Annotated in this window: 23 protein-coding genes; 12 read left to right on the top strand and 11 right to left on the bottom strand. The window is 67.6% G+C overall.

Translation table 11 applies throughout. From position 1 onward, the window contains the following. Nucleotides 1-2: 2 nt before the first annotated feature. Genes DFJ67_RS28580 through melA (DFJ67_RS28570) form a run of 3 tightly spaced genes read left to right on the top strand, consistent with a single transcriptional unit; the run spans nt 3 to nt 3135 of the window. Nucleotides 3-950, top strand: a complete 948-nt coding sequence (locus DFJ67_RS28580; RefSeq protein WP_239097360.1) for a carbohydrate ABC transporter permease — start codon at nt 3-5, stop codon at nt 948-950. Beyond that, nucleotides 947-1792 (top strand): carbohydrate ABC transporter permease, encoded by an 846-nt coding sequence (locus DFJ67_RS28575; RefSeq protein ID WP_170216026.1) that lies wholly within the window; start codon nt 947-949, stop codon nt 1790-1792. Before DFJ67_RS28580 ends, DFJ67_RS28575 begins: the two co-directional genes overlap by 4 nt. 47 nt (nt 1793-1839) lie before the next feature. Beyond that, nucleotides 1840-3135: an alpha-glucosidase/alpha-galactosidase gene (melA, locus tag DFJ67_RS28570; RefSeq protein WP_116070868.1), complete on the top strand. Its 1296-nt coding sequence runs from the start codon at nt 1840-1842 to the stop codon at nt 3133-3135. A 12-nt stretch (nt 3136-3147) separates the two neighbouring features. On the opposite strand, the gene DFJ67_RS28565 is transcribed toward melA (DFJ67_RS28570), so the two are convergent. Continuing rightward, entirely contained in the window at nt 3148-3921 is a 774-nt protein-coding gene (locus DFJ67_RS28565) for an IclR family transcriptional regulator (RefSeq protein ID WP_116070867.1), read from the bottom strand. Here DFJ67_RS28565 and DFJ67_RS28560 point away from each other — a divergent pair. From DFJ67_RS28560 to DFJ67_RS28535, 6 genes are all read left to right on the top strand, one after another. Next, nucleotides 3881-4795: an SDR family NAD(P)-dependent oxidoreductase gene (locus DFJ67_RS28560; RefSeq protein ID WP_116076736.1), complete on the top strand. Its 915-nt coding sequence runs from the start codon at nt 3881-3883 to the stop codon at nt 4793-4795. The genes DFJ67_RS28565 and DFJ67_RS28560 overlap by 41 nt on opposite strands. A 34-nt stretch (nt 4796-4829) precedes the next feature. Continuing rightward, nucleotides 4830-5777, top strand: coding sequence for an alcohol dehydrogenase catalytic domain-containing protein (locus DFJ67_RS28555; RefSeq protein WP_170216024.1), 948 nt, complete (start codon nt 4830-4832; stop codon nt 5775-5777). Next, nucleotides 5774-6877, top strand: coding sequence for an amidohydrolase family protein (locus DFJ67_RS28550; RefSeq protein ID WP_116070865.1), 1104 nt, complete (start codon nt 5774-5776; stop codon nt 6875-6877). The genes DFJ67_RS28555 and DFJ67_RS28550 overlap by 4 nt, the downstream gene beginning before the upstream one ends. After that, a complete protein-coding gene (gene melA, locus DFJ67_RS28545) occupies nt 6874-8193 on the top strand; it encodes an alpha-galactosidase (protein WP_116070864.1) in 1320 nt (439 codons plus the stop codon). Before DFJ67_RS28550 ends, melA (DFJ67_RS28545) begins: the two co-directional genes overlap by 4 nt. 62 nt (nt 8194-8255) lie before the next feature. Continuing rightward, nucleotides 8256-9092, top strand: coding sequence for a sugar phosphate isomerase family (locus tag DFJ67_RS28540; protein ID WP_211333967.1), 837 nt, complete (start codon nt 8256-8258; stop codon nt 9090-9092). Next, the gene (locus DFJ67_RS28535) at nt 9089-10114 is read left to right on the top strand and encodes a carbohydrate kinase family protein (protein WP_116070862.1); all 1026 of its coding nucleotides are present in this window, start codon (nt 9089-9091) and stop codon (nt 10112-10114) included. The genes DFJ67_RS28540 and DFJ67_RS28535 overlap by 4 nt, the downstream gene beginning before the upstream one ends. 323 nt (nt 10115-10437) lie before the next feature. Here the strand turns inward: DFJ67_RS28535 and DFJ67_RS28525 are convergent, their stop codons facing one another. The 10 genes from DFJ67_RS28525 to DFJ67_RS28475 form a co-directional block, all read right to left on the bottom strand. Then, nucleotides 10438-10755 (bottom strand): hypothetical protein, encoded by a 318-nt coding sequence (locus tag DFJ67_RS28525; RefSeq protein WP_116070860.1) that lies wholly within the window; start codon nt 10753-10755, stop codon nt 10438-10440. 1361 nt (nt 10756-12116) lie between these two features. Next, the gene (locus DFJ67_RS28515; RefSeq protein WP_116070858.1) at nt 12117-12950 is read right to left on the bottom strand and encodes an ATP-binding cassette domain-containing protein; all 834 of its coding nucleotides are present in this window, start codon (nt 12948-12950) and stop codon (nt 12117-12119) included. Next, the gene (locus DFJ67_RS28510; protein ID WP_239097359.1) at nt 12947-13849 is read right to left on the bottom strand and encodes an ABC transporter permease; all 903 of its coding nucleotides are present in this window, start codon (nt 13847-13849) and stop codon (nt 12947-12949) included. Before DFJ67_RS28510 ends, DFJ67_RS28515 begins: the two co-directional genes overlap by 4 nt. Before the next feature lie 122 nt (nt 13850-13971). Next, nucleotides 13972-15606, bottom strand: a complete 1635-nt coding sequence (locus tag DFJ67_RS28505; RefSeq protein ID WP_239097358.1) for a substrate-binding domain-containing protein — start codon at nt 15604-15606, stop codon at nt 13972-13974. Nucleotides 15607-15657: 51 nt separating this feature from the next. Further along, nucleotides 15658-17973, bottom strand: a complete 2316-nt coding sequence (locus DFJ67_RS28495; protein WP_116070854.1) for a transglycosylase domain-containing protein — start codon at nt 17971-17973, stop codon at nt 15658-15660. A 58-nt stretch (nt 17974-18031) separates the two neighbouring features. Beyond that, a complete protein-coding gene (locus DFJ67_RS28490) occupies nt 18032-18580 on the bottom strand; it encodes an HIT family protein (protein WP_147315636.1) in 549 nt (182 codons plus the stop codon). Then, on the bottom strand, nt 18577-19152 hold the full coding sequence (locus DFJ67_RS28485; protein ID WP_116070852.1) for a class I SAM-dependent methyltransferase: 576 nt from the start codon (nt 19150-19152) through the stop codon (nt 18577-18579). The genes DFJ67_RS28490 and DFJ67_RS28485 overlap by 4 nt, the downstream gene beginning before the upstream one ends. 77 nt (nt 19153-19229) lie before the next feature. Next, the gene (locus DFJ67_RS44425; RefSeq protein ID WP_280525917.1) at nt 19230-19352 is read right to left on the bottom strand and encodes a hypothetical protein; all 123 of its coding nucleotides are present in this window, start codon (nt 19350-19352) and stop codon (nt 19230-19232) included. 55 nt (nt 19353-19407) lie between these two features. After that, nucleotides 19408-19794: a helix-turn-helix domain-containing protein gene (locus DFJ67_RS28480; RefSeq protein WP_116070851.1), complete on the bottom strand. Its 387-nt coding sequence runs from the start codon at nt 19792-19794 to the stop codon at nt 19408-19410. Nucleotides 19795-19860: 66 nt separating this feature from the next. Then, nucleotides 19861-21660: a S9 family peptidase gene (locus DFJ67_RS28475; RefSeq protein ID WP_170216023.1), complete on the bottom strand. Its 1800-nt coding sequence runs from the start codon at nt 21658-21660 to the stop codon at nt 19861-19863. Between the two features lie 314 nt (nt 21661-21974). Here DFJ67_RS28475 and DFJ67_RS28470 point away from each other — a divergent pair, with 314 nt between their 5' ends. The 3 genes from DFJ67_RS28470 (at nt 21975) to DFJ67_RS42930 (ending at nt 23934) form a co-directional block, all read left to right on the top strand. After that, nucleotides 21975-22181, top strand: coding sequence for a hypothetical protein (locus tag DFJ67_RS28470; RefSeq protein WP_147315634.1), 207 nt, complete (start codon nt 21975-21977; stop codon nt 22179-22181). A gap of 80 nt (nt 22182-22261) precedes the next feature. Then, entirely contained in the window at nt 22262-23098 is an 837-nt protein-coding gene (locus DFJ67_RS28465) for an MbnB/TglH/ChrH family RiPP precursor modification enzyme (RefSeq protein ID WP_116070848.1), read from the top strand. Beyond that, entirely contained in the window at nt 23095-23934 is an 840-nt protein-coding gene (locus tag DFJ67_RS42930; protein WP_170216022.1) for a hypothetical protein, read from the top strand. The genes DFJ67_RS28465 and DFJ67_RS42930 overlap by 4 nt, the downstream gene beginning before the upstream one ends. Nucleotides 23935-23947: the final 13 nt, after the last annotated feature.

Here is a 23947-nt window from a genome sequence, read left to right as displayed (position 1 = left end):
GGGTGGGCATCAAGCTTCGGGCGGCGGTCGTCGACCGGGAGGCGCCGAGCCGGCGGCGACCGCACGCCAGGCGAAGCTTCGGCGAGGCGGGGACCGCCTGGGCCTATATCCTCCCGGCCTGCGTCGTCATCCTCGGCCTCGGCATACTGCCGATGGCATGGTCGCTGATCCTGTCGTTGCAGAGGTCCGACCTGATCACGCCGGCCGAGTGGGTGGGACTGCAGAACTACGATCTCCTCAGTCATGATCCCGCGTTCCGCGCCGCGGTCGGCCACACGTTGATCTACACCGCCCTGTTCGTTCCACTGTCGATCGTGGGCGGGCTCGGGTTGGCTCTGTTGCTCAACCGCAAGATCCGGCTCATCGGCGTCTATCGAACACTGGTCTTCGTGCCATTCGTCATCTCGGCGACCGCGCAGGGCGTACTTTTCTCCTTCATCTTCGACTCGCACTTCGGCCTGGCCAACGCCGTCCTGAACTGGTTCGACATTCCACCCCAGGGCTTCTTCGCCGACAAGAACCAGGCCCTGTATCTGCTCGTGCTCATCGGGCTCTGGAGCGGCGTCGGCTTCTGCGTCGTGGTCTACCTCGCGGGGTTGCAGGACATCCAGAGCGAACTGGTCGAGGCGGCGGCCCTGGACGGAGCGGGCAGGTGGGCGACGTTCCGATACGTCGTATGGCCCGCGCTGCGACCGATCACGGTGTTCCTCGTGGTCTGGGAGACCCTGCAGGCCTTGCAGGTCTTCGACCTGGTGTTTGTCACGACCCGGGGCGGTCCCTTGGAGTCGACCACCGTCGTGGTCTTCTACGTCTGGCAGCAGGCTTTCGAATTCTTCAACGCCGGCTACGCCGCAGCGGCCGCCTACGTGCTGGCCTTCGGCCTGCTGCTGCTCAGCATCGGTGTTCGCTTCGCGCGACGCCGCGATCACGAGGTGGTGAGGCGACCGTGACCACGGTGCAAGGCGCCCGGCGTCGCAGATGGCTTCCGTTCAGCCCGTGGCATCTGGTGCTCGTCCCTGTCGCGCTGCTGTTCGCTCTGCCGCTGGCATGGCTGGTCATGAGCTCGTTCATGACCAACGCGCAGATCAACAAGTTCCCACCGACGATCATCCCCGACTCGCTGCACCTCGACGGCTATCGGTACGTGCTGAACAACGCGCTCTTTCCGCGTTGGTTCCTCAACTCCAGCATCGTGGCGCTCGTCGTCGTGGTCGGGAACCTGGTCTTCGGCGTGCTCGCCGGTTACGCCTTCGCGCGGCTGCGGTTCGGCGGATCGAAGACGATGCTGACGCTGATGCTCGGTACCTTGGTCATCCCGTTCCAGATAACGATGATCCCGACGTTCCTCATCATGAAGAAGTTGGGGCTGATCGATACCCTCGGGGCGCTCATCGTACCCTCGCTGGTCACTCCCTTCGCGGTGTTCCTGTTCCGGCAGTTCTTCCTATCCCTTCCGCGGGAGATCGAGGAAGCTGCCTGGATCGACGGCTGCTCCCGTCTGAAGGCCCTATGGCTCGTCGTCGTGCCCCTGGCGAGACCGGCGTTGGGCACCGTGGCGGTCCTGACCTTCCTGACCACCTGGAATGACCTCGCGTGGCCGCTGATCGCCATCAACAACGACCACAACTACACGCTGCAACTCGGCCTCGCGACGTTCCAGGGACAACACCGGACGCAGTGGTCGGCCGTGATGGCCGGCAACCTCATCGCTGTTGTTCCGGTGCTGGTCGCGTTCCTGGCCACGCAGCGGACGTTCATCCAGTCACTGACGTCCAGCGCGGTGAAGGGCTGAAGGCCGCGGGCGACAATCGGATTCCGAAGTAGACAGGACGAAACCACATGACGACCATTGCCTTTGTCGGCGCCGGAAGCGTGGTCTTCACGCGCCAGTTGCTCGCCGACATACTCAGCTTCCCGGAGCTGGCCGACGTCCGCATCGCGCTGCACGACATCGATGCCGCCCGCCTCGAGACCGCGGCGGGCATCGCCCGGCAGGCCGCGGAGCAACTCGGTGTCCATCCCTCGATCACCGCGACCCTCGACCGACGGACGGCACTCGAAGGGGCGCAGTTCGTCATCAACATGATCCAGGTCGGTGGCATCGCCGCCACCCGGACCGACTTCGAGATACCGGCATCGTTCGGGGTCCGCCAGACGATCGCCGACACGCTAGGCGTGGGAGGCGTCTTCCGGGCCCTGCGCACGTTCCCCGTCCTGCGCGGCATCGCGGAGGACATGCTGGCGGTGTGCCCGGACGCCTGGCTGCTCAACTACACCAACCCCATGGCCATGAACGTCTGGTGGCTCTCCGAGGTGGCGCCCGCGCTGAAGGCGGTCGGGCTGTGCCACAGCGTGTACTGGACGGTTGCGGGGCTGTGTGATCTCGTCGGTGTCCCGCTGGAAGAGACGGACTATCGGGCGGCGGGGGTCAATCACCAGGCGTGGCTGCTGCGCTGGGAGCATCGGGGCGAGAACCTGTACCGGCGACTCGACGAGCGTATCGAGGCGGATCCCGAGTTGCGCCGGCGCGTGCGGGTGGACATGTATCGCCGCCTGGGCTACTACCCCACCGAGACGAGCGAGCACTCCTCGGAGTACGTCCCGTGGTATCTGCACGACGAGCGGGAGATCGCGCGCCTGCGCATACCCGTCGACGCCTACATCGGCATCAGCGAGGAGAACGTCGCGGAGTACGAGCAGATGCGGGCGACACTCGCCGCGGGCGAAGTCGTGCCACTTGAACACAGCGCCACGGAGTATGCCCCGCAGGTCATCCACTCGATGGTCACCGGGTCGACGCGCATCATCCACGCCAACGTGCCCAACCGCGACCTGATCGGCAACCTGCCTCGCGGTGCCGCCGTCGAGGTGCCGTGCACTGTCGACAGCCTCGGTATCCACCCGCACCGCGTCGGCGTTCTTCCGCCGCAGTGCGCCGCGCTCAACCAGGCCTTTCTCGCGGTCGGTGAGCTGACCGTCCGAGCCGCCCTGGAGGGTGACCCGAGGATGGTCCGCCAGGCGGTGATGATGGACCCGAACGCGTCGGCGACCCTGCGGGTCGACGACATCTGGGCGCTGTGCGACGCGATGACAAAGGCGCACGGCGACCTGCTCCCGGAGTCCCTGCGGGCATGACTCCGGACCGCGCTACGGGGCCGGCAGGCGGTAGCCGAGACTCTCGGACAGCCGGCCGGCGCCGTCGCGGACGAGTCGCGTGAGGTTGGTGCGGGCCTCGGCGTTCCACCGCGTCGTCGGCACCGAGATGCTCATGGCCGCGACCATCGTGCCGGTGTGGTCGCGCACGCCGGCGGCGACGCAATGAACATCCTCACTGGACTCGGACTCGTCGAACGCCAGACCCTCCTGCCGCACCCCCCGCAACGCCGACTTGAGTCGCGCGGCCGAGGAGTTGCTGTTGCGGGTCATGGTCGCGAGCGGGCTGTTGGGGGGATACAACACGTCGAGCGTCTCCGGTGAGAGATCTGAGAGCAGCATCTTGCCGACGCCGGTGCAGTGCGCGGGCAGGCGCCGGCCCACGGCGGAGACCATCCGGACGGGATGCGTGCTCTCGACCCTAGCGATGTAGATCACGTCGCGGCCCTCCAGCACGGCGACGTGCACCGTTTCGTCGCAGGCACCGGCGACGTCGTTGGCTACCCGGTGCGCCTCGCGCGCCAGGTCGACGTGCTCGGCGAAGACGCTGCCCAACTGAAACAGGCGTACGCCCAGCCGGTAGCGCATCGGCTGCCCGGGCACCTGGACCAGGTAGCGGCGGTCCACGAGCGTGACGAGTAGTTCGTGCACGGTCGTGCGGGGAAGGCCCAGGCGGGTGAAGACATCGCTGGCTGACAGGAGCGGGTCCTGCAGAAACAACTCCAGGATGTCGAAGGCCCGATTCGCGGCCGGGACGGTCCTGCCCATTCAACTCCCGCCTTCTTTACACGGCTCGACTTCCGCCATTAAAGTTCTGTCGAAATCACGAAGCGTGTTCAGCATACCGAACAGACGTCAGGCCGCGGGAGGTGCCATGCGTGGGCTTCGCGGAAAGCGGGTGCTCGTCAGTGGCGGCAGCCGCGGCATCGGCGAGGCGACCGCTCGACGTTTTCTGGAGGAGGGAGCCCGCGTCCACATCGGCGGCCTCGACCCAGTCGACGTGTCGGCCGCGGTGACCCGGCTGCGACCTCTCGGCGAGGTGTCGGGAACGCCGGTGGACGTCAGCAGCGAGCCGGACGTCCGGCGACTGGTCCAGGACGCGCGGGAGGCGCTCGGCGGCATCGACACGCTGATCAACAACGCTGGCACGGCCTGGCGTGAGCCGTTCCTGGAGATCACACCGGATCATTGGGATCGGATGCTCGCCGTCAATCTGCGCGGCATGTTCCTCGTCGCGCAGGCCGTGAGTCGGATCCTGGTGCAGCAGCGCACCGGCGGAGCGATCGTCAACATGTCGTCCACCAACGGTGTCGGCGGCGAGGCCGACTACGCGCATTACAACGCCTCGAAGGCCGGCGTGCTGCTGCTGACGAAGACCATGGCCGTGGAACTGGGCCCGCACGGAATCCGGGTCAACGCGCTCTGTCCCGGCTACATAGAGACGCCGCTGAACGCACAGATCGCCGGGAACCTGGGTAACAGCGACTTCGCAGCCGACTACGCCCGGCTCAAGGTTCCCCTGAACCGAACCGGCCAACCGGACGAGGTCGCCGCGGCGTATGCGTTTCTCGCCTCCGACGACGCGTCCTTCATCACGGGCAGCGAGATCGTCGTGGACGGCGGGCAACTCGCGTCGATGTAGCCCGTATCCGCCTTCGTCACCAACGGGAGTACCGATGAGTCAACCGATGCGGGCCCTGGTCTTCACCGGTCCCGGAACGATGGAGCTACAGGATGTCGCGAGGCCGGAGGCGGGCGCCGACGGCGTCCTGCTCGAGGTCCGGGCGGCCGGCATCTGCGGCAGCGAGCTGCACGGGTTCCGGCACGTGGGTTTTCGCAAACCACCGCTGATCATGGGGCACGAGTTCGCCGGCGTCACCCCGGACGGTCGGCGCGTTGTGGTCAATCCGTTGGCGAGCTGCGCGGCGTGCGACATGTGCCGCCAAGGGCTACCGCAGATCTGCCGGTATCGAGAGCTCATCGGGGCTCAACGGCCCGGCGGGTTCGCCGAGAACGTCGTTGTCCCGGCGGACTCGATCCATGACCTGCCCGCCGAGATGACGTGGGAGACCGCCGCGATGGTGGAACCGCTTGCCAACGCCGTCCACGCCTGGCACCGGGTCGACCTGGCTGGCACGGAACGGGTCGCGATCATCGGCGCCGGCACGATCGGCTTGGTCTGCCTGCTCGCGGGGTTGTCTCGCGGCCTGACGGATTTCACTGTCGTGGACCGCTCGCCGACCCGGCTGGCGCTCGCCGAGCGTCTGGGAGCGACGTCGTGCGCGACCGAGCTCGCCGGCGAGTATGACGTCGTGCTGGACGCGGTGGGATCGCAGATCACCCGCGGCGCCGCGGTCGATCGACTCAGGCCCGGCGGAACCTGCGTCTGGATCGGGCTGGTCGATAGCCATCCCGGCTTCGACGGCAACCAGCTCGTCCGGTTCGAGAAGCGGGTGGTGGGCTCCTTTGCCTACACGCCGCAGGAGTTCGCCGCCGCCCTCGCGCTCGCCTCGCAGGTGGACCTCGGCTGGACGACCCCGATCGCCCTCGAGGAGTCGCAACGGGTCTTCATGGCCCTGGCGCAGGGAGCCACCCAACCGGTCAAGGCGGTGATCCGGCTGTGACCGCGCAGGGCGGGCCGGCCGACATCCCGTTGAGTGCATATCGACCGAGGCCCCGGCTGGTGCTGCCCGAGCACCACGTGCCGGCCGCCCGGTTCCCTGCGATCGACGCCCACACCCATCTGGGTCGATGGCTGAGCGGTTGGGCGGGACGCGAGGGAGAGTGGCTCGTCCAGGGCGTCGACGACTTCCTGCATGACATGTCGGATTACAACGTTCACGGTTTCGTCAACCTCGACGGCCGGTGGGGCGACGAACTGCGGGCCAACATCGAACGGTTCGACGAGCGACACCCGGGACGGGTGGCCACTTTCTGTCACGTGGACTGGTCGCTGCTCACCTCCGCCGGCCCGGACGCACTGGTCGCGAACCTGACCGAATCCGTGGCTGCCGGAGCCGCCGGCGTGAAGGTGTGGAAAGACCTCGGACTCCACGTCAGGGATGCCGACAACGCATTGGTGCTACCCGACGACGATCGGCTCGGGCCACTGTGGGCCGCCGCGGGCGAACTCGGCATTCCGGTCTGGTGGCACGCGGCTGACCCCGTCGCGTTCTTCGATGCGGTCGACCATCACAACGAGTATCTCGAGTTGCTCCAGGCCCGCCCCGAGTGGTCCTTCCACGGTCCGCGGTTTCCATCCTTCGAGCGGCTGATGGAGTCCGTGGAGTCAGTGGTCAGCTCACACCCCAGCACGACGTTTGCGGCGGTGCACGCCGGCTGCTACGCCGAAAACCTGGGCTGGGTGGACCGGATGCTCGCCACCTATCCCAACCTGCACATCGACATCGCCGCCCGGATCGCACAACTCGGCCGGCAGCCTCGGGCGACCCGCGAGCTGTGTCTGCGGCACCCCGACCGGGTGCTGTTCGGCACCGACGAGGTTCCGCACGACGGCGCGAGCTACCCGACCCATTTCAGGTTCCTGGAGACCGCCGACGAGCACTTCGCGCACTCCGCCGACGATCCACCGCTGATGGGCCGCTGGACAATATCGGGTCTGCACCTGCCCGATGACGTGCTGCGGCAGGTCTACTCCGGCAACGTCCGGCGACTTGTGCCCCAGTTGGCGGCTACGCCCGGCATTTCGGAAGGGAAGGTATGACGAAGATCGCGATCATCGGTGCCGGTGGCTACGAGTTCCCACTGCAGCTGATGAACGACTTTCTCTCGTTCGACAGCACGAAGGACGCCACCTATTCGCTGATGGACATCGATGCGGGGTCGTTGCGCCGCACCGAGCGGCTGGCCCGCCGGCTGGTCGAGGCGCACGCGCTCACGGCCCGGATCGAGCCAACGACGAACCGTCGGGAGGCCTTGCGTGGCGCGGACTTCGTCGTCGTGTGTTTCCAGGTCGGCGGTCGCGATGCCTATGCGATCGACATGGAGATCCCTCGCCGCTACGGAATCGACCAGACCGTCGGGGACACGCTGGGCCCCGGCGGAGTGTTCCGCGGCCTGCGCTCCATGAGCGCGCTCGACGAGATCGTCTCTGACATGCGTGAGCTGTGTCCCGATGCCCTGATGTTGAACTACGCGAACCCCATGGCCATCAACTGCTGGTTCGTATCCACGGCGGGCATCCGCGTCACCGGCCTCTGCCACTCCGTCCAGCACACCGCCGACGAGCTGGCCGACATCATGGGACTCGAAGCCGGGGAATGGTCCTTCCGCGCGGCGGGAATCAACCACCAGGCCTGGATGCTGGACTTCCGGCATCGGGGGCGCGACGTCATGCCCGAGCTGCGCGCCGCCGTCGCCGCCTATCACCGCGGCGACCTGGCACCGGCACGGCCGCTGGACGAGTGGTACGCCGGCGGTCGTGAGGGTGTCCGGACAGCCATCATGGACCTGACCGGGTTCTTCCAGACCGAGTCCAGCCACCACGCGTCCGAATACTATCCGCACTTCCGGCGATCGGCCGAGGACGTGCGGGCGCTCCTGCCGCAGCGATGGGACTACCTGGAGATCACCCAGGGCAACAACGACGCCGAGCTCGAGCGGCTCGCCGACGATTTCGCGGCAGGGACGCTGGCCGTCAGTGAGGAGTACGCCGCCCGGATCGTCGACTCCGTTGTCACGAACACCCCCAGGGTCGTCTACGGCAACGTCCCGAACACCGGTCTGATCACCAACCTTCCGAACGGCAGCTGCGTCGAGGTGCCCTGCCTGGTCGACCAGAACGGGGTACAGCCGACGTTCGTCGGCGACCTGCCGGCCGCGTGCGCCGGCATCAACCTGGCGTCGGTGGGCTACCAGCACTGCGTCGTCGAGGCCTATCGGCAGCGATCCAAGGACCTGATCTACGCCGCGGCCTCCCTCGACCGGCTCACCAGCTCGCTGCTGAGCCTGGACCAGATCCGAAGGATGTGCGACGAGATGATCGAAGCCCAGCAGCAGTGGCTGCCGGACGTGCGCTGATGAGCGGCACCGTCCCGGCCGGGGACCTCATGCGCTGGTGCCGCGTCCCAGCCGAAGACCTCGTGGACCATCCCGACCGTCGCATACCGCTTCGGCTCTGCCGGGACAGCGCCGAGATGGGCCTGCTGATGGCCCGGGAGCTCGTCGAGGAGATAACCCGCAGCGCGCGCGAGGGAACCACCCTGCGAATCGTCGTACCCTGCGGGCCGAGCTGTTGGTACGCGCCGTTCACCGAACTGGTCAACGCGCGCCGGGTGAACCTCTCCCACGTCGAGGTGTTCCACATGGATGAGTGCCTCGACTGGGAGGGCACGCAACTCCCCCGCAACCACCCGTACAGCTTCCGGGGTTTCATGGAACGGAACTTCTACGGTCCCATCGCGCCGGAGCTCAACGTCCCGCAGGCCCGCCGGCACTGGCCGGAACCTGACGCGCTCGACGAGATCTCGCGCAACCTCGTGGAGCAACCGGCCGACCTCGTGTACGGCGGGTGGGGACAGGACGGGCACATCGCCTACAACCAGGCACGCCGCCATCCCTACAGTCCCGTGACGGTCCAACAGCTGCGGGCGTCGACAGCCAGGGTGCAGGACAACAACCTCGACACCGTCATCGCGCTCGCCCAGCGCACTTTCGGCGGCGCGTATCAGTTCGTACCCCCGATGTCCGTCACGCTCGGTCTCAGCGAGATCCTCCCCGCACGCAAGATCAGGTTGTTCAGCGACACCGGCGCATGGAAGCAGACGGCCCTGCGGGTGGCCCTGTTCAGTGAGGTCACCCCGGAGTATCCGATCACGCTGCTGCAGGAGCACTCCGACGCGCTGCTCACGGCCACCGTCGAAACGGCGCAACATCCGGTCAGCCAGCACCCTGAGTGGGACCTCGGCGTGCTTCCATGAGTCCGCGGACGTACGACGTTGTGGTGGCGACGGGTGGCATCGGCTCGGGCATGTTCCTCGCGCTGACGGGCGACCACACTCTTGGGCGGGAAGAGAGCCGGGCGGCGACGCTGCTCGACCAGCGCGACTATTGCAAGCTCCACATTGTCTGCCACTACGTCCAACGGCTGCTGGGGACCGGCGTCCGGGTCTTTCCGATCGGCAAGGTCGGCGACGACGCGAACGGCAGGACCGTCGCCGAGGAAATGCGTACGGCGGGTATGGACATGTCGTTCGTGACGGTCTCGTCCCGCCCCACACTGTTTTCGGTGTGCTTCGTCTACCCCGGTGGCGACGGCGGCAACATCACCACAGCGGGCTCGGCGAGCGATTGCGTCGGGCCGCAGGACATCCGGCATGCGGGCCCCGTGGTCGCGGCCCACTACGGCAAGGGCATCGCTGTCGCACTGCCAGAGGTGCCACTCGAAGCGCGGTACGCGTTGCTCGAACTCGCGACGGAGGCGGCGTTCTTCCGGGTCGCGGCCTTCGTCCCCGGAGAGCTCGAGCAGGTTCTGACCTCCGGGCTGCTCAAGAAGGTTGATCTGTTGGCCGTGAACCTCGACGAGGCAGCCGCACTGGCCGGAATGGTGGCGGAGGGTGCATCCGTCCCGAGCGTGGTCGAGGCGGCCGTTCGCCGACTCGCTGAGGTGAATCCGCGTATGTCCGTGGTCGTGACGGCCGGCGGCCACGGTAGCTGGGCATGGGACGGCCAGGCCCTCACCCATGCGGCCGCCCTCGACGTCACGGTGGCCAATACCGCCGGAGCCGGCGACGCCCACCTCGCCGGACTCGTGGTGGCGACGGCGCGTGGGATCCCCCTGGCGACCGCGAACCGCTACGCCGCACTGGTCTCCGGCTTGAAGGTGACCTCACGCCACACGATCAATCCAGACCTCACGGCGGACAGGGTGCAGGCAGTGGCCGAGAACCTCGGGTTGCCGCTGCCGCCGGGCCTGCCGGGGTCACCCCACCACGCCGGATGACTGATGCCGGTTCCCGCTGTCCCTGCGGCCACAGATTTCGGCGGGCTACCTGGCGGCCAGAAGGTGGAGGCCTACCGCCTGTCAAACCCGCTCGGCATGTCGGTCGCCGTTTTGACGTACGGCTGCATTGTCCAGACGATCGAGGTTTCGGACGCGCGCGGTGAGGGACGCAACGTGGCGCTCAGATTCGCGTGGCTCGAGGACTACCTGGTGCGTAGCCCCTACTTCGGCGCGCACTCACCCACCTCGTCGCAGCCCTCGTGACCCACCTGTCTGTCTCGGTGGGTAGTGCGCGCGGATCGCGGCAGATGCGCGCACGCCGCTCAACCGGACCGTGGGTTCTGAAGTGATTCGAGGACCAATGCCGTCATGTCCAACAGCCGCTGGTAGTACGCGGCCTCACCGCCGTTCAACTCCGGGATGACCCGGATTAGTTGTTCCTCACATGACGCGAGATGGCCGCAATGCGGGCCATCGATGTTTCCGCCGTTGCGCAGCCAGGCGCTGACGCAGCCAACCACATCTGCATCTAGAATCACCATCTCGACGGCGGCGACCTCAGCGCCTCTCAGCCGGTTAGGGAACGCCGCCCGCATGTGCGCATCCCAAAGGTCGGCGACCGCAGCATCGTGGTCCGCCATACGAAACAGCACCCCTGTCGTCGACCAAGCCTCGCACTGTAGACGCACTCTCCTCGGCATGAGCGGATCTCGGCGGCACGCAGGTGCCCCACTCTGCGCGGCAGGGCGTCCCGCGGCTATTTCACGCAGCGAGCACGCCGCGATGAGATCTTCAAAAGCAGTCTCCGTGGAATCCGCTCCATGGGGGCCTTCGACCTGCGCCCAGCGAGATTCGTTCAACTCCCGAGCCAGGAGCTCCTCCCCACTCCGCGGCTAGCTAGGCGCGGCAACGACCGCACCGAGCTCAGCAAGCGGAACGCGCCGGGACTACCATCAATCCACTTCTGGCAGATCGATGATCGCCGACAGGTGGTCACCCCGTTGGGTTTTGGTTCGTGTCGCCCCTCTGAGCTGCACCCTCGCGCACCGATGCCGGAGAATCCGGAGCGGTGTCGCGATGCACCGTCCACGTCGGACGATCGCGACGACCCCTTTACTTCGCAGGTAGAAGCCTCACATGACCTGGGAAGACGTTGCCGAGCATTGTCGCTCCCCCAGCCAAGAGCTGGGGGTCAAGGGGGCGTGGGTTCGAATCCCGCCGTCCCGACAGCGTGAGGGTTTCCGCAGGTCAGCGACTTGCGGGGACCCTCTTTCCATAACTCGGCACCAAGGTCCTTCTCGTCCCTCCAGCCGGCGGGTTCGGGGGTGGTAGCCGTACGCGGCGGCTCGCACCGTGTCCTCGTCCTCCAGCCCGGAGCCGATCGCGCCGCCGACGGTGGCCAGGGACGTTTCACAAAGCGTTCTCCGCCCAGCCGCGGCTCGGCACTGCTACCGAGGTCCCAACGGGATCGCTACATCACCCTGGGACGCCATCGATTGTGCCGTCTACAAGGGACGGCCTGTTGGCATCCAGATAGGAGACTCTGGCAAGACTCTTTTACTCGGCCCTCCGAAACCTGAGGTCAAACAGGGTGGGTGACGGACGAGTCGGCCTGGACGCCGGATTCAGCACCGCAGCACAATGCGAGGATGAGATGGCTGCGGCGGCGACCCCGCTGGTATGGCGACTGTCCGGCGTGTGGGCACGACTGGCGCGAACACATTTCGGCGGAGCCGTGTAGTGAGTGCCAGTACGAGATCGAGCACGGCGAGCCGGATGCCCCCGTCGTCGCCTGCACTGCGGTCGCTCCGCCGGCGCCACGACAGTGAATCCATGGGGCGGCCCCGTCCCCAAAGAGAGACCATCTGGGGACCACACATCCAACCTCGACACGCACCGACAACGGATCGGCGTGCGAGCCGGTAGGTGATCGGATGGCTGCGTAAGCCCGTCGTCTTGGCCCTTGATCGGCGGGGAGTGGCCGCACACACGATGCTCTCGCTCACGCGTTGGGCGCCAACCGCTTGGCGCCCGTCATGATCGCCACGCCTTCACCCATGTCGTGTGACTGCGGGGTGATCACTCCCGCCAGAGCACCCAGCCGCTGGATGTGGATGCGGTCGGCGACTTCCCACACATGCGGCATGTTGTGGCTGATGAGGATGATCGACAGGCCGCCGTCGCGCAACTGCTTGATCATCTCTAGGACCATGCCTGACTCCTTGACACCAAGGGCTGCCGTCGGCTCGTCGAGGACGACGACCTTGCTTCCGAAGGCCGCGGCGCGGGCTACCGCGACGGCTTGGCGTTGGCCGCCGGACAAGGTCTCGACGGCCTGACCCATATTCTGGATGGTCTGAATGCCAAGGCGCTGTATCGCCTGGCCAGCGCGGCGCTCCATGCCCTTCTTGTCGAGCATCCGGAAGACCGAGCCGAGCGGACCCTTGCGACGCTCCTCGCGGGCGAGGTAGAGGTTGCTCGCGATGTCGAGGGCCGGGACGACGGCGAGTTGCTGGTATACCGTTTCGATACCCGCCATTCGGGCGTCTTGGGGCTTCCTGAAGTGGACCGGTTGCCCATTCATCAGGATCTCGCCGGAGTCAGGGATGTACGCCCCGGTGAGGCACTTGATGAGCGTCGACTTGCCGGCGCCGTTGTCACCGATGACGGCGAGGATCTCGCCGGGGTAGAGATCGAGGTCCACCCCGTCCAGGCCGACGACCCGGCCGAAGGTGATGACGAGCTTGCGCGCTGACAGGATGGGCTGCTGGCGGTAGATGCCCTCCTTGCCCACGGGAACGCCACCATGGGCAACCTCGAGATCTGGTGTGGTCATGCCTTGACCTTCCTGATCCATTGGTCGGCAGCGACGGCCACGACGATGAGGATGCCGGTCGCGAGCACGCGCCACTGCTGGTCGACGCCCATCTGGGACAATCCGAACTGGAGCGTCTGGACGATGAGGGCGCCGAGAAGGGTGCCGATCAGGACGCCACGGCCACCGAAGAGGCTCGTGCCTCCGATGACGACAGCCGTGATGGACTGCAGGTTGGCGTCGGGAACGGCATTTGGCGTCGCGGCCCCAGCACGTCCGATGAGTTCCCAGGCGGCGATGGCGTAGATCAGCCCGGCGACCGTGTAGACGGCGAGCAGGATTCGCTTGCTGGGCACGCCGGAAAGGCGCGCGGACTCGGGGTCGTCGCCTACGGCGTACACGTATCGGCCCCACGCCGTCTGCGACAGAGCGAAGCCGACGATGGCGTAGATGATCACCATGACGACGATGCCCCAGGTCAACCGGAAGCTTCCAATGGCGAAGCCTTCGCCGAGGACGTTGAGCAACCCGGGCAGGTGAGAGGCCTGAATGCTCTCACCACCGGAGTACAGCAGGGCGATCGCGGTGTAGACGCTGAGCGTGCCGAGCGTGACGATGAACGGCGGCAGGTTGATCCGGGTGACGAGAAATCCGTTGAGCGCTCCGGCCGCCAAGGCGAGCACGAATCCGATCACCAGGGCAAGAAGGCCCGGCATGCCCCCGTCCCTGGCGAGCGAGGCCATGACCATCATCGTCAGCACCATGATGGCCCCGACCGACAGGTCGATGCCCGCCGTGAGAATGACCAGCGTCTGGCCGACCGCGAGCGTCGCGACGACGGCGGTCTGCTGGAGCAGGATGCCCATCGAGTTGGCGGTGAGGAACGTGGGCGTGGCGATGAAGAACACCACGAAGGCCACGAAGAGCAGGAAGAGCGGACTCAACCACGGCCGAGCGTGCAGCTGGTGCTGCACGCGTTGAACGGGAGAGTGCTGCCGCCGGGCGAACTCGGCGGCAGCAGACGTGACCGTGTCACTCATGGTCAGTTACCCCAGCAGATCTTGGCGCCCTCGGCAGAGGAGATGCTGTCGACTCCATCCACCTTCTTGTCGGTCACCAGCGCGACGCCGGTGTTGTAGAAGTCGAGGCCGGGCGAGGTCTTCGGCTTCTCACCACCGCGGGCGATCTTGGCGATGGCCTCCATGCCGAGCGTCGCCATCTTGAGCGGATATTGCTGGGCGGTCGCACCCACAACGCCACTCTCGACGCTCGCGACGCCGGCGCATCCACCATCCACGGAGACGATGATGGCCGTCTTGCCGGCGGCCTTCAGGCTGGCGTTCGCCCCGACAGCCGTCGGCTCGTTGATCGTGTAGACGAGGTTGATGTTGGGGTTCTTGGCGAGGCACCTCTCCATAGCGGACCGGCCACCGTCCTCGGCGCCCTGTCCGGCCTCGTTGCAGACGATGGTGTACGTGCCACCCTTGCCACCCGTGTATTTACCGGTCTTCGCTTCGTCGCCGTTCTTCTTCGGGTCGGCGACGTCGATGCCCATGCCCTCGAGGAAGCCCTGGTCGCGGTTGTAGTCGACCGACACGATCTTGTCGTCGAACAGGTCGAGCAGGGCGATGACCGCCGGCTTGCCGTCGAGCTGCGCGGCCGCCCACTGCCCGTCCAGCTTGCCAGCCGCACGATTGTCGGTGGCGAACGTGATGTCGACGGTGTCCGCCGGGTCCGGCGGGGTGTCCAGCGCGATCACGTACAGGCCCGCATCCCGAGCCTTCGTCATGGAGGCGTTGACGCCGTTGCTCATCGGGGTGATGAGGATGCCCTTGTCGCCGCGGGCGATGGCGTCCTCGATCGCGGTGATCTGGCCCTGGTCGTCACCCTCCTCCTTGCCCGAGGCGACGGTCAGCTTCACGTTGTTCTTCGTGGCGTCCTGCTTTGCGCCTTTCTGCATGGCAACGAAAAACGGATTGGTGGAGTCCTTGGTGATGAGGCTGACGCCGATGGCCGCCTCGCCGCCGGTACCCGAACTGGAGGACTCGCCACGGTTGCAGGCTGCCACGGTCACGGCGGTCGAGACCGCCGCGATGATGGCGATTGCCCGTCGGCGGGACGAGTTGTTGAAAGTCGTAGAAGTCATGGTGGGGTCGCTCCCCTCTCCTAGGCGGCCAGCAGGTCGCCGATTTGACCGGCGGCTAGCCCGGCCTGGGACCGTCCTGGCTGCGCAACCAGCAATGAAGGAGGAGGCCGGCTCCACTGCTGAACTGGTCGCTACTGCCAGGCTGACCGTAGCTGCCAGATGGTGATCCGGTCCAGTGACGTCCGCCGATGGAGACCACTTAGATCCCTTGTCGCGGTCGGACAAGGTCTGGTCGGTGCGGGCCGCCGCCGTCATGACCGCCTCGCACGCGAGCGTCGGCCTCCAGGCCACGTTGTCGGGCGGCGACTGGAGGCGGGCGTTGCGCTCGTCGGCTGGGCGGCCGTCGGGCAGCTGGAAGCAGGCCGCGTTGCCGCGCGAGCCTAGCTGGATCTTGCGGGTGCGGGCCTTGCGTAGGTGCTCGTACTTCCGCGGCCCCGCCGCCACCGAGAGCCCGTCGGCGGACAGGTAGGCCGCGAGCGCCGCCGCGTCCTCGATCGCCTGGTTGCTGCCCTGACCGGCGTGCGGGAGCATCGGGTGGGCGGCCTATCGGGGACAGCACCCGAGCGCCCGGCCCGTGAAGTCCTACCTCGCGACGTCGTCTATCGCTGGCGTGGCCGGGTCGGATGGACGCGTGGTCGGGGTCGGCTTCGGCGGCTTGGTCGGTTTGGGTGTTGGCGTGGGCTCGGTCGACGGCGTCGGTTGCGGCGGATCGGTCGGCTCGGGAGTGCGAGTCGGCGGCGTCTCCGCGCTGGGCGGCGCGGACGGCGTTTCCTGCGGGAACCCGGGCTGCGCGAACCGGTAGTCGTCCGGGTCGAGTTCCATCGCCTTGGCCGCCTGTGTCATGAACTGCTGCCAGATCCGGCCCGGATAGCTCGCGCCGAACACGTCGTAACTGCCGTCCTTCGTGCGCAGCGGCTTGCCGTCCGTGGTGCCCAGCCACACCGCCGCGGCGATCGCACCCGTGTAGCCGACCATCCAGGCGTGCTGGTTCTGCGTGGTGCTCTTGCCCGCCTGCCAGGTGCCGGTCTTGCCCGCCGCGTCCCAGTCCGGAACCTTCGCGGCCTCGACCTGGCGCAGCGTCCAATTGAGCTGCTTGGCCTGCTCCTCGTTCAGCCCGACGTCCGTCTGCGTCAGCTGCTCCTTGTAGATCTCGTCGTCTCCTTTGGACACCGATCGGACGAAGTGCGCGTTCGCGCGCTTGCCGCCGGCCGCGAACGTCGCCATGCCGTTCGCGTGGTCCTGCACCGTGATGCCGTACTGACCGATGCCGACCTCGGTGGAGAACCGGGCTGCCGCCTCCTCGGCCGGCGTCTCGAGCAGGTCGACCCGAACAGGTTTGGGCTTGCCCTGCTCGTTCGCCCACATCGACTCGACGCCCGCCTTGCGTGCCATGTCGATGACGGCGGGCACGCCGAGCTGCTCGGTGAGCCCGAAGTAGGTGGTGTTCAGCGACGCGACGGTCGCCTCCCAGAGCGCGCACCGCGGCTGGCAACCCGCACTGCCGGAGTTGCGGATCGGGCCAGCCGCACTGTCGCGCGTGCGGCCGCTCTTCGGGAACTCCTTGGTCGCCGGAGAGTCGAACCGCTGCTTCGGGGAGATGCCCTGCCGCAGCGCCTCCGCGAGGTCGTACACCTTGAACGACGAGCCCGGCGGGTGCTGCCCGAACCCGGACGCGTTGCCGTCCTCGTCGAGGTACCACCCCGCGTTGTCGGCGCCGAGACCGTCGTTGCCGCCGTAGTAAGCGAGCACCCGGCCGCTGCCGGGTTGCACGGCCACCAGCGCCGACTGCCAGTTCTTGGGCTGTCCGCGTACGACGTCCGGTGCCTTCTCGCCGTGGATGTTCGCGGCGTCCTCGGCCGCGTCCTGTGCCCGCTTGTCGACCGTCGTCACGATCCGGAAGCCACCGTTGCGGACATAGTCGAACGGGCGGTCCTTGAACGGGTCGACTCCCCGCAACTCGCTCAGCACGTGGTTGACGACGAGCCCGCTCGGCCGGTCGAGGCCCGACTGACCCGCCCGGGGATCGTAGTCACGGACGGTATCTGGGTAGGCGAGGTCCGCGCCCTCGGCCGCCGTCAGGTAACCGAGCGCGACCATCCCGTCGCGGATATAACGCCATCGCTCGATCGAGTTCTGGCGGGCCTTGTCGTTGCGCTTCGGGTCGTAGCCAGGCTGTCCCTCGGGGTCGTCCGGGTTCGCCTCCGGCTGTTTGACCATCGCTGCCAGCACAGCGGCCTCAGACCGCGTCAGCTGGCTCTCTCGGGACGCATCCTTGCGGGCCGTCTTGCCGAAGAACGTCTGCGCCGCCGCCTCGATGCCGTACGCCCCGCGGCCGAACGACACGGTGTTGAGATAGAAGCCGAGGATCTCGTCTTTGCTGTGCTGGTCGTCCAGCTTCCAGGCCATCACGGCCTCGCGCAGCTTGCGGGAGTAGGTGACCCCGTTGAGATCAGCGGCGATCCGGGCGTATTGCTGGGTGATCGTCGAGGCGCCCTGCCGGTCACCGCCGGTGACGTTGTTCCACGCGGCGCGCAGCACACCGCGGAAGTCGATGCCCTCGTTCGTCCAGAAGGTCCGGTCCTCGGCCGCCACAATCGCCTGCTTGACCGCGTCGTTCATCTGCTCGTACGGCAGGATCGTGCGGTTTTCCGTGCCCAGCTTCGCCATCGGCGTTTTCCCGTCGGCGTAGTAGAGCGTCGTCGACTCGGGCAGCACCAACTCGTCGGGCGGCGGCACGGTGTCGACGTAGTAGGCGCCGATCGCCGCACCGCCACCGCACATGACCAGCAGCACGGCCAAGCCGCTGACCAGCCACGTCTTGCGGCGCGAGCGCTTGCCCGGGGCTTTGGCCGGTTCGGCGGAGCCGGCCGCGGCCGCGTCGCTCGGAATCTGGGACATGGCACAGCGGTACCCGCTCACGGCCGCCCACAATCAAGAACGACTATCCCGGTCGAGATCAGGATGCGCCATCCCACGGTTGTTCGCGGGCGCGGACCGGGCCTTCGTTCGTGAGGCAGTCGGCGATCCGGCGCTTGGCGTCGGAGATCGCTTCGTCGGAAGCCCGGGGCAGGACCTCCTCCCACAACGGAAGCATCATCTTCTGTGCCTGCACCATTCCCAGCGGGCGGGGCAGATACCAGACGTGGAAGTGGGCTCCCCCGTCGCCCCAGCGGTAGACGTGGGTTCGCGCGACGTCCGGCAGTGCCAGCAGTGCCCGGTCGATCCGGCCGCTGAGCACCCCGAAGTCTTGGGCCAGGGCGGAATCAAGATCTGCGAACGAGTCGACGTGTACGCGGGTGGCGAGCCATACCGCCCCTGCGAGGCTGGTTTCTACACCGTGGTTGAGGATCCAGTTGTCGTCGGACCAGATGGTGTGCGGACCGTCTTCGCCTGGGCAGACGCCGCATGGCTCGCCACCAGGATCGCCCCGTCGCGGCGGTTCGGGAATGACGGGGTCCGCCAGCGTTCGTCGCGTCAGCGGCGGTGCGTACGGCAGTTCCATCATCGTCCTTCCTCGGCGCGCACTGCGGAGAAGGAGAACCACTCGTCCTTCGGCTGGATGTCGACCCTGATGTCGGTGAACCCGGCAGCGCTCAGCCGGTCTGGCAGCCCACGCGGGTCAATCGGTGTGTAGATGTCGTCGCGATGGAACTCGCGCAGGCCCGAACTGGCGATGCTGTCCGATCCGGCGAAAATGCCACCCGCACGCAGCACCCGCTGTGCGTGCCGGAACAGCGCGTCCTGGTCGGCCGCGGAATGCACGTGGTGCAGCATCGTGAAGGACAGCACCGCGGTGAAAACGGCATCAGGAAAGGGCAGATCCTCGCCACGGCCGTCGATCACCACCACCTCGGGCAACCGTCGCCGTAGTCGCGCGGCCAGCCTGGGGTCGATCTCGACGGCGGTCAGCTGTCCATCCAGGACGGCGAGCCGAGCGGTCGACGCGCCGTAACCCGGTCCGATCTCCAACAGGTGGCGCCCGACCTCACGCCCGTCGAGCGCGGCCGGCACGACCTCGCCGGCGATGAACTCAGCCCACCGACGCGAGCTGCACAAACGCGCGTGCCCATCATTCACAGCGCCTCCTCGGTCCGCTCATGTGTCACAAGTGAAACACGAGCGTTTCAGAGATCGCAAGGGATCGTCGCGAGCGTTTACGAGGCCGGGAGGAGGCCGTGCATGACCAGGCGGATCACCTTCTGCTCGGCCCGCTCAGCCGACCATTGATGCCGTCCGCGCAGGTGGCTGTAGGTCCACGCCACGCAGTTGAAGGCCACCTCCGCCACCTCGTCGGCGCTGTCGCCACCGGCGAGCGTGCCGTCGGCCTGTCCGTCACGAACGAAGCGGCGATAGGGGTCGAGGGTAGTTCAGTTGCCGGCGCCCCGGGTCACCTTGATGGAACACCTCGTCCGACGCGAGTACGAGCGGCAGGTGCCGTTCGATCACCTGACACAGCACCGCGAGTCCTTGTTCCAGCCGGACCCGGCCCGGCTCGTCCGAGGTCAGCAACGGCCACATCGAGAGGCGAAAGTCATCCGCGAGCGCGTCGAGCAGCGCCGCCAGCAGCCCGTCACGGGTGACACCCTTCCGCCACACCGTCGACCGCGACTGCCCGGCCCGCTCGGCGACCTTCTCCAGCGTCACACCTTCCCAGCCCGTCTCGGCCAGGACAGCGATGGCGGCGTCCAGAAGTCGCGGGTCGAGCACGGCGTCGGTCATGCTCCGCACACTAGCGCCTCATCGGTGCGACACCCACGTAGCACTCCACCGCGGCCTGCTCCTGTGTCAGGCCAGGAGGGCCGGGGGTCGCCATGGCCGGTCGTGCAGGGTGTGGTCCAGGAACGCGAACACAGCCTCATACCAGATCCGGACGTTGCCCGGCCTGGTGATGTCGTGCATCTCGTCGGGGAACTGGAGCAGTCTCGCGGGCGTGCCCAACCGCCGCAGGTCGTTCAACGCCGTGAGCGCCTGGGTGAATGGCACCACCGGATCCAGGCTGCCATGACTGATCAGCAGTGGAGTGCGCATCTGGTCGGCGAGCGAGCGGGGACTCTGCCGCCGGTAGGTGTCGGCGGCGTCCAGCGGGTGCCCGAACTCGCCGTGGAACGCCCGCGCCATCGTGCTGCTGCTGACGAACTCGCCCAGGTCCCAGATGCCGGCGTGGACCACGGCCGCTCGGAACCTGCTCGATCGTGCCACCAGGTGGTAGGCGAGGAAGCCGCCGAACGAACCTCCCATCACCGCGGTGCGGTCCGCGTCGACGTCCGGCCGTGCGGAGACGACATCCACCAGGCTCATCACGTCGGCGCGCGGGGTGCCCGCCCAGTCACCCCAGGCGCGCTCGGTGAAGGCCTGACCGTAGCCGGTCGACGGGGCCGGATCGGGCATGAGGACGGCGTAACCCCTCGCGACAGCCAGCCACGGGCACCACCGCCACGACCAGGCGTTCCAGCTTGCTCTCGGGCCGCCGTGCAGCCACACGAGCAGCGGAGCGCGCTGGCGGGGACCGGTGTTGGCAGGCCGGCACAGCCAGCCGGATACCGGCGCCGACCCGATGTGCGCGACGACCCGTTCCAAGTGGCCGGGCATCGCGGGATCTGGTGTTGGGCTGCGCAGCACCTGCGGCGCGCGCCGGCCGGACGGGCCGTGCGGACGCAGTCGGGTCGGCACGGGCACCCGGTCGACCGCCGAACGGATCGCGTAGATCTCATCGCCGCGGGATTGGACATCGGTGAAGCTACCGGTGCCGGTGAGTCGCCGGACGGCGCCGGTCGCGATCTCCACGCTGAAGACCGGTGTGCTGCCGGCGCGGTCGGCCGTGAAATACAGCGCACCCGCGTCCGGCGCCCATGCGGCCGGAGTGGGCCAGACGTCGACATCGGTCGCGAGAGGGCGCCCGCAGTCGGTCGGGTCGGCGAGGTCGAACAACCACAACGTGCCGGACATCGGCGGCCCCGGGCTGTCCGCGCCCGGGGAGCCGCCCGACACCCGGGTGCAGGCAAGCCATCGCCCGCCCGGGGACAGCACCGGGCTGAAGAAGTCCGCGTCGTCGTGCGGGGCGAGGCGCCGCCATCGCCATGGTCTGTCCGTGCCGCCACGCTCGGCGAGGTGCAGACCAAGGCGTCGTTGTCGGTGATCGTCCACACTCGACTCCGCCACGACACGCAGCGCGTCGTCGGCGACCGCGAAGCCGCCGCGCAGCCGCGCCCCGCAGGGCTCCGGTAAGAGGGCTGCGTCGGCTTGCGAGGCGAAAGGCAGGCAGGCCAGGCGGATCCGCCGCTGCCCGGCGCCGCGACCGTGGTGGACCGTCTCACCCGGTTCGTAGAGTGCGGCACCCGTACCCAGGGCGTGTCGCTGCCGTCGCAACTCAAGGTCCTGCTCGGCTGACATGTCAGAGCACATGAGCGTCGCGTAGAGAACCTGGCCGGCGGCGGCCGCGTATACGTAGGCCGAGACACCGCCCGCTGGTGCGGCCAGCGGCCGAGCCTCCCCGCGGTCGAGCGACCGCCACCACAGGACGGTCCGGGGTGGGCCGGTGTCAGCCTCGGCGAGGTGGAGCACGCACCGGTCCGGCAGCGCTGTCACAGCCCACCCCGGAACGTGAACCGACTTCCGGTCGCCGGCGTCCATCACGACGGAACTGCGACCGGCGCCGGGACGGTCCAGTTCCACGATGTAGGACCGTCCGTCCGCCGCGGCAGCCAGACCAACCAGCCGTGGCAGGGCTAGCAGGGATGCGGGCGCCGGCAGATCGGCCACGGGCTGCCTCCTGAGGTGAGACGTCCGAGGTTCCCACCGCCGCTACACACGGGATACACGCGCTTCCGGTGTTCGGATCCTGTGTAGACGGCGACTCTACGTTCGCCTTCCGACGCATTCCAGGAGGTAGCAACATGACCATGACAGCTGTACGAGACGACCAGCTGACCCAGAGCGATCCATTCCTGCTCGAGATCGTGCCGGCCGACGCGCTGACGGCCTGGATCGACGGCGATGTCGAAGGTCCGGTCGCCCGTACCTGCAACTGCTTCGGCAGCTGCGGCGCCACGATCCACCAGACGGGCACGGAATGCACCTTCTGGAGCACCACCTGTCTCGAGCGCTGAACACCGATGGCGCGCCGGGTCCGTCCCGGCGCGCCACCGCCCGTGCCTGTCCAGTGAATGCCGATCCAGAGGCGATAGCGATGCGTTCCCTTTCCGCAGTCCCGGCCCTCGGGGCCGGCCTCGGTTTCCGGACCGAGTTGCACGACCAGATCGTTGCCCACCACGACGACATCGACTGGCTAGAGCTCATCACCGAACACTTTCTTCTCGGCGGTCAGCGCGACGACCGGACCCTGGGTGAGTTGCGGGAGCTGTTCCCCCTCGTGCCGCACGGCATCGAGATGTCGATCGGCTCCCCCGGTGAGGTGGACCCGGACTACCTCGACGCGTTGGCCCGTCTGGTCAAGGCGATCGACGCGCCCTACTTCAGCGACCATCTCTGTTTCACCCGGGCGGGCGGGGTCAGTCTGGGATCGCTGACGCCGTTGCCCCGCTCGACCGCACTGGCCCGGGAGCTCGCCGGTAAGGCGCAACGGGTGCAGGAGGCGGTGGGTGTCCCCTTCATCCTGGAGAACATCACCTACCACGTGGATCTGCAGACCGGTATGTCCGAGGCCGAGTTCATCGCCGAGTTCTTCGAGCATTGTGACTGCGGCTTGTTGCTGGACGTGACGAACCTGCACACCAATGCCGTCAATCACGGGTTCGACCCGCAGCATTTCCTCGACCTGATTCCCATGGAGCGCGTCGTGCAGGTTCACCTGGCCGGAGGGATCGAGGAACCCGGTGTTCTGCTCGACTCCCACTCCACGGCGGTGCCTGAGCCGGCGTGGCGGCTGTTCGACGATGTGCTGCGCCGGGTGCCGCTGAAGGCGGGGATGATCGAGCGGGATCAGGACTTCCCGGAGGACTTCGGCGAGCTGCTGACCGAAGTGGGCCGGGTTCGCGCCGCGATGCGGGCGCCGGTGCGCGCATGACCAGTCCCGCGTTCTACGCGGCGTACGCCAACATCCTCGTGTCGCACCAACTCCAGGAGACGTTGCGCCGCGAGCCCGAGTCGCTGCGTTCCCTTTACGGGCTCACCGCCGACGAGCTCGTCCTGCTCAGCTCGGCGAGCCCGCGCTCGCTGCACCTGTCCTTGCACATGCTCCAGGCCAAGCGGGTCGTGCTGCTGGAGCAGATGCTGCCGCAGACTCTCAAGCTGCTCCAGGAGCACGACGCGGGCCGCACGTTGTTCGAATACGTGGCGGACGCGATGCGGCGACCGGACGTGGACATGCTGCGGGCGGTCACCCACGGCCATGACTTCGTGGCCTGGTTGGATCGCCGGGTCGGCTGGCTGCCGGCCGGTGTCGCGGACCTGGCACGGCTGGAGGTGGCGGTCGCGGGCCTCCCGCCGGTCTCCACCGCCGAGGGCTGCGAGGAACACCCGGCGGCCGAAGCCCTCGGCACGAAGGTATTCCCGGAGCTGCTCCCCGGGCTGTGCGTCATCACCGTCGGCTGCGACATCCTCGGGCTCCCCGCGCGGCCCTCCCTCGCGGACCTGTCGTCGATCGAGCAGCGACCAGGGGGTGTCCTTTTGCGGCGCGACGCGCGGTCCGGCCGTCCCGCGTGCCACCGGCTCGGTGTCATTACCGCGCGGTTGCTGTCGCGATGCGACGGCCGGTCATCCCTGGATGCCGTCGTCGCCGTGGCCGGGAGCACCCCGTCGGCGCGGCGCGACGCCCGGGAAGTGCTGCACCGCGCGGCGCAGCAGTCACTCATTCGTCTGCTGCCGGCGCCGCTGGGCGTCCCGGTCCTTGATCAGCCATAACCGTGAGGATGTG

The sequence above is a fragment of the Asanoa ferruginea genome, from assembly GCF_003387075.1.
In the GTDB taxonomy this organism is placed as follows: domain Bacteria; phylum Actinomycetota; class Actinomycetes; order Mycobacteriales; family Micromonosporaceae; genus Asanoa; species Asanoa ferruginea.
This window is presented reverse-complemented; position numbering and strand designations above follow the sequence as displayed.

Coding starts and splice junctions, on each gene's coding strand:
- DFJ67_RS28505 (WP_239097358.1), bottom strand. CDS start 15,606: ATGCTCCCGCACGCCGGTCAGGGCAGCAACCAGGCGATCGAGGACGCG.
- DFJ67_RS28560 (WP_116076736.1), top strand. CDS start 3,881: ATGTCGAAGGCCCGATTCGCGGCCGGGACGGTCCTGCCCATTCAACTC.
- melA (WP_116070868.1), top strand. CDS start 1,840: ATGACGACCATTGCCTTTGTCGGCGCCGGAAGCGTGGTCTTCACGCGC.
- DFJ67_RS28480 (WP_116070851.1), bottom strand. CDS start 19,794: ATGACCGACGCCGTGCTCGACCCGCGACTTCTGGACGCCGCCATCGCT.
- melA (WP_116070864.1), top strand. CDS start 6,874: ATGACGAAGATCGCGATCATCGGTGCCGGTGGCTACGAGTTCCCACTG.
- DFJ67_RS28470 (WP_147315634.1), top strand. CDS start 21,975: ATGACAGCTGTACGAGACGACCAGCTGACCCAGAGCGATCCATTCCTG.
- DFJ67_RS28515 (WP_116070858.1), bottom strand. CDS start 12,950: ATGACCACACCAGATCTCGAGGTTGCCCATGGTGGCGTTCCCGTGGGC.
- DFJ67_RS28525 (WP_116070860.1), bottom strand. CDS start 10,755: ATGGCGGACCACGATGCTGCGGTCGCCGACCTTTGGGATGCGCACATG.
- DFJ67_RS28465 (WP_116070848.1), top strand. CDS start 22,262: ATGCGTTCCCTTTCCGCAGTCCCGGCCCTCGGGGCCGGCCTCGGTTTC.
- DFJ67_RS28490 (WP_147315636.1), bottom strand. CDS start 18,580: ATGATGGAACTGCCGTACGCACCGCCGCTGACGCGACGAACGCTGGCG.
- DFJ67_RS28495 (WP_116070854.1), bottom strand. CDS start 17,973: ATGTCCCAGATTCCGAGCGACGCGGCCGCGGCCGGCTCCGCCGAACCG.
- DFJ67_RS28565 (WP_116070867.1), bottom strand. CDS start 3,921: ATGGGCAGGACCGTCCCGGCCGCGAATCGGGCCTTCGACATCCTGGAG.
- DFJ67_RS42930 (WP_170216022.1), top strand. CDS start 23,095: ATGACCAGTCCCGCGTTCTACGCGGCGTACGCCAACATCCTCGTGTCG.
- DFJ67_RS28555 (WP_170216024.1), top strand. CDS start 4,830: ATGAGTCAACCGATGCGGGCCCTGGTCTTCACCGGTCCCGGAACGATG.
- DFJ67_RS28535 (WP_116070862.1), top strand. CDS start 9,089: ATGAGTCCGCGGACGTACGACGTTGTGGTGGCGACGGGTGGCATCGGC.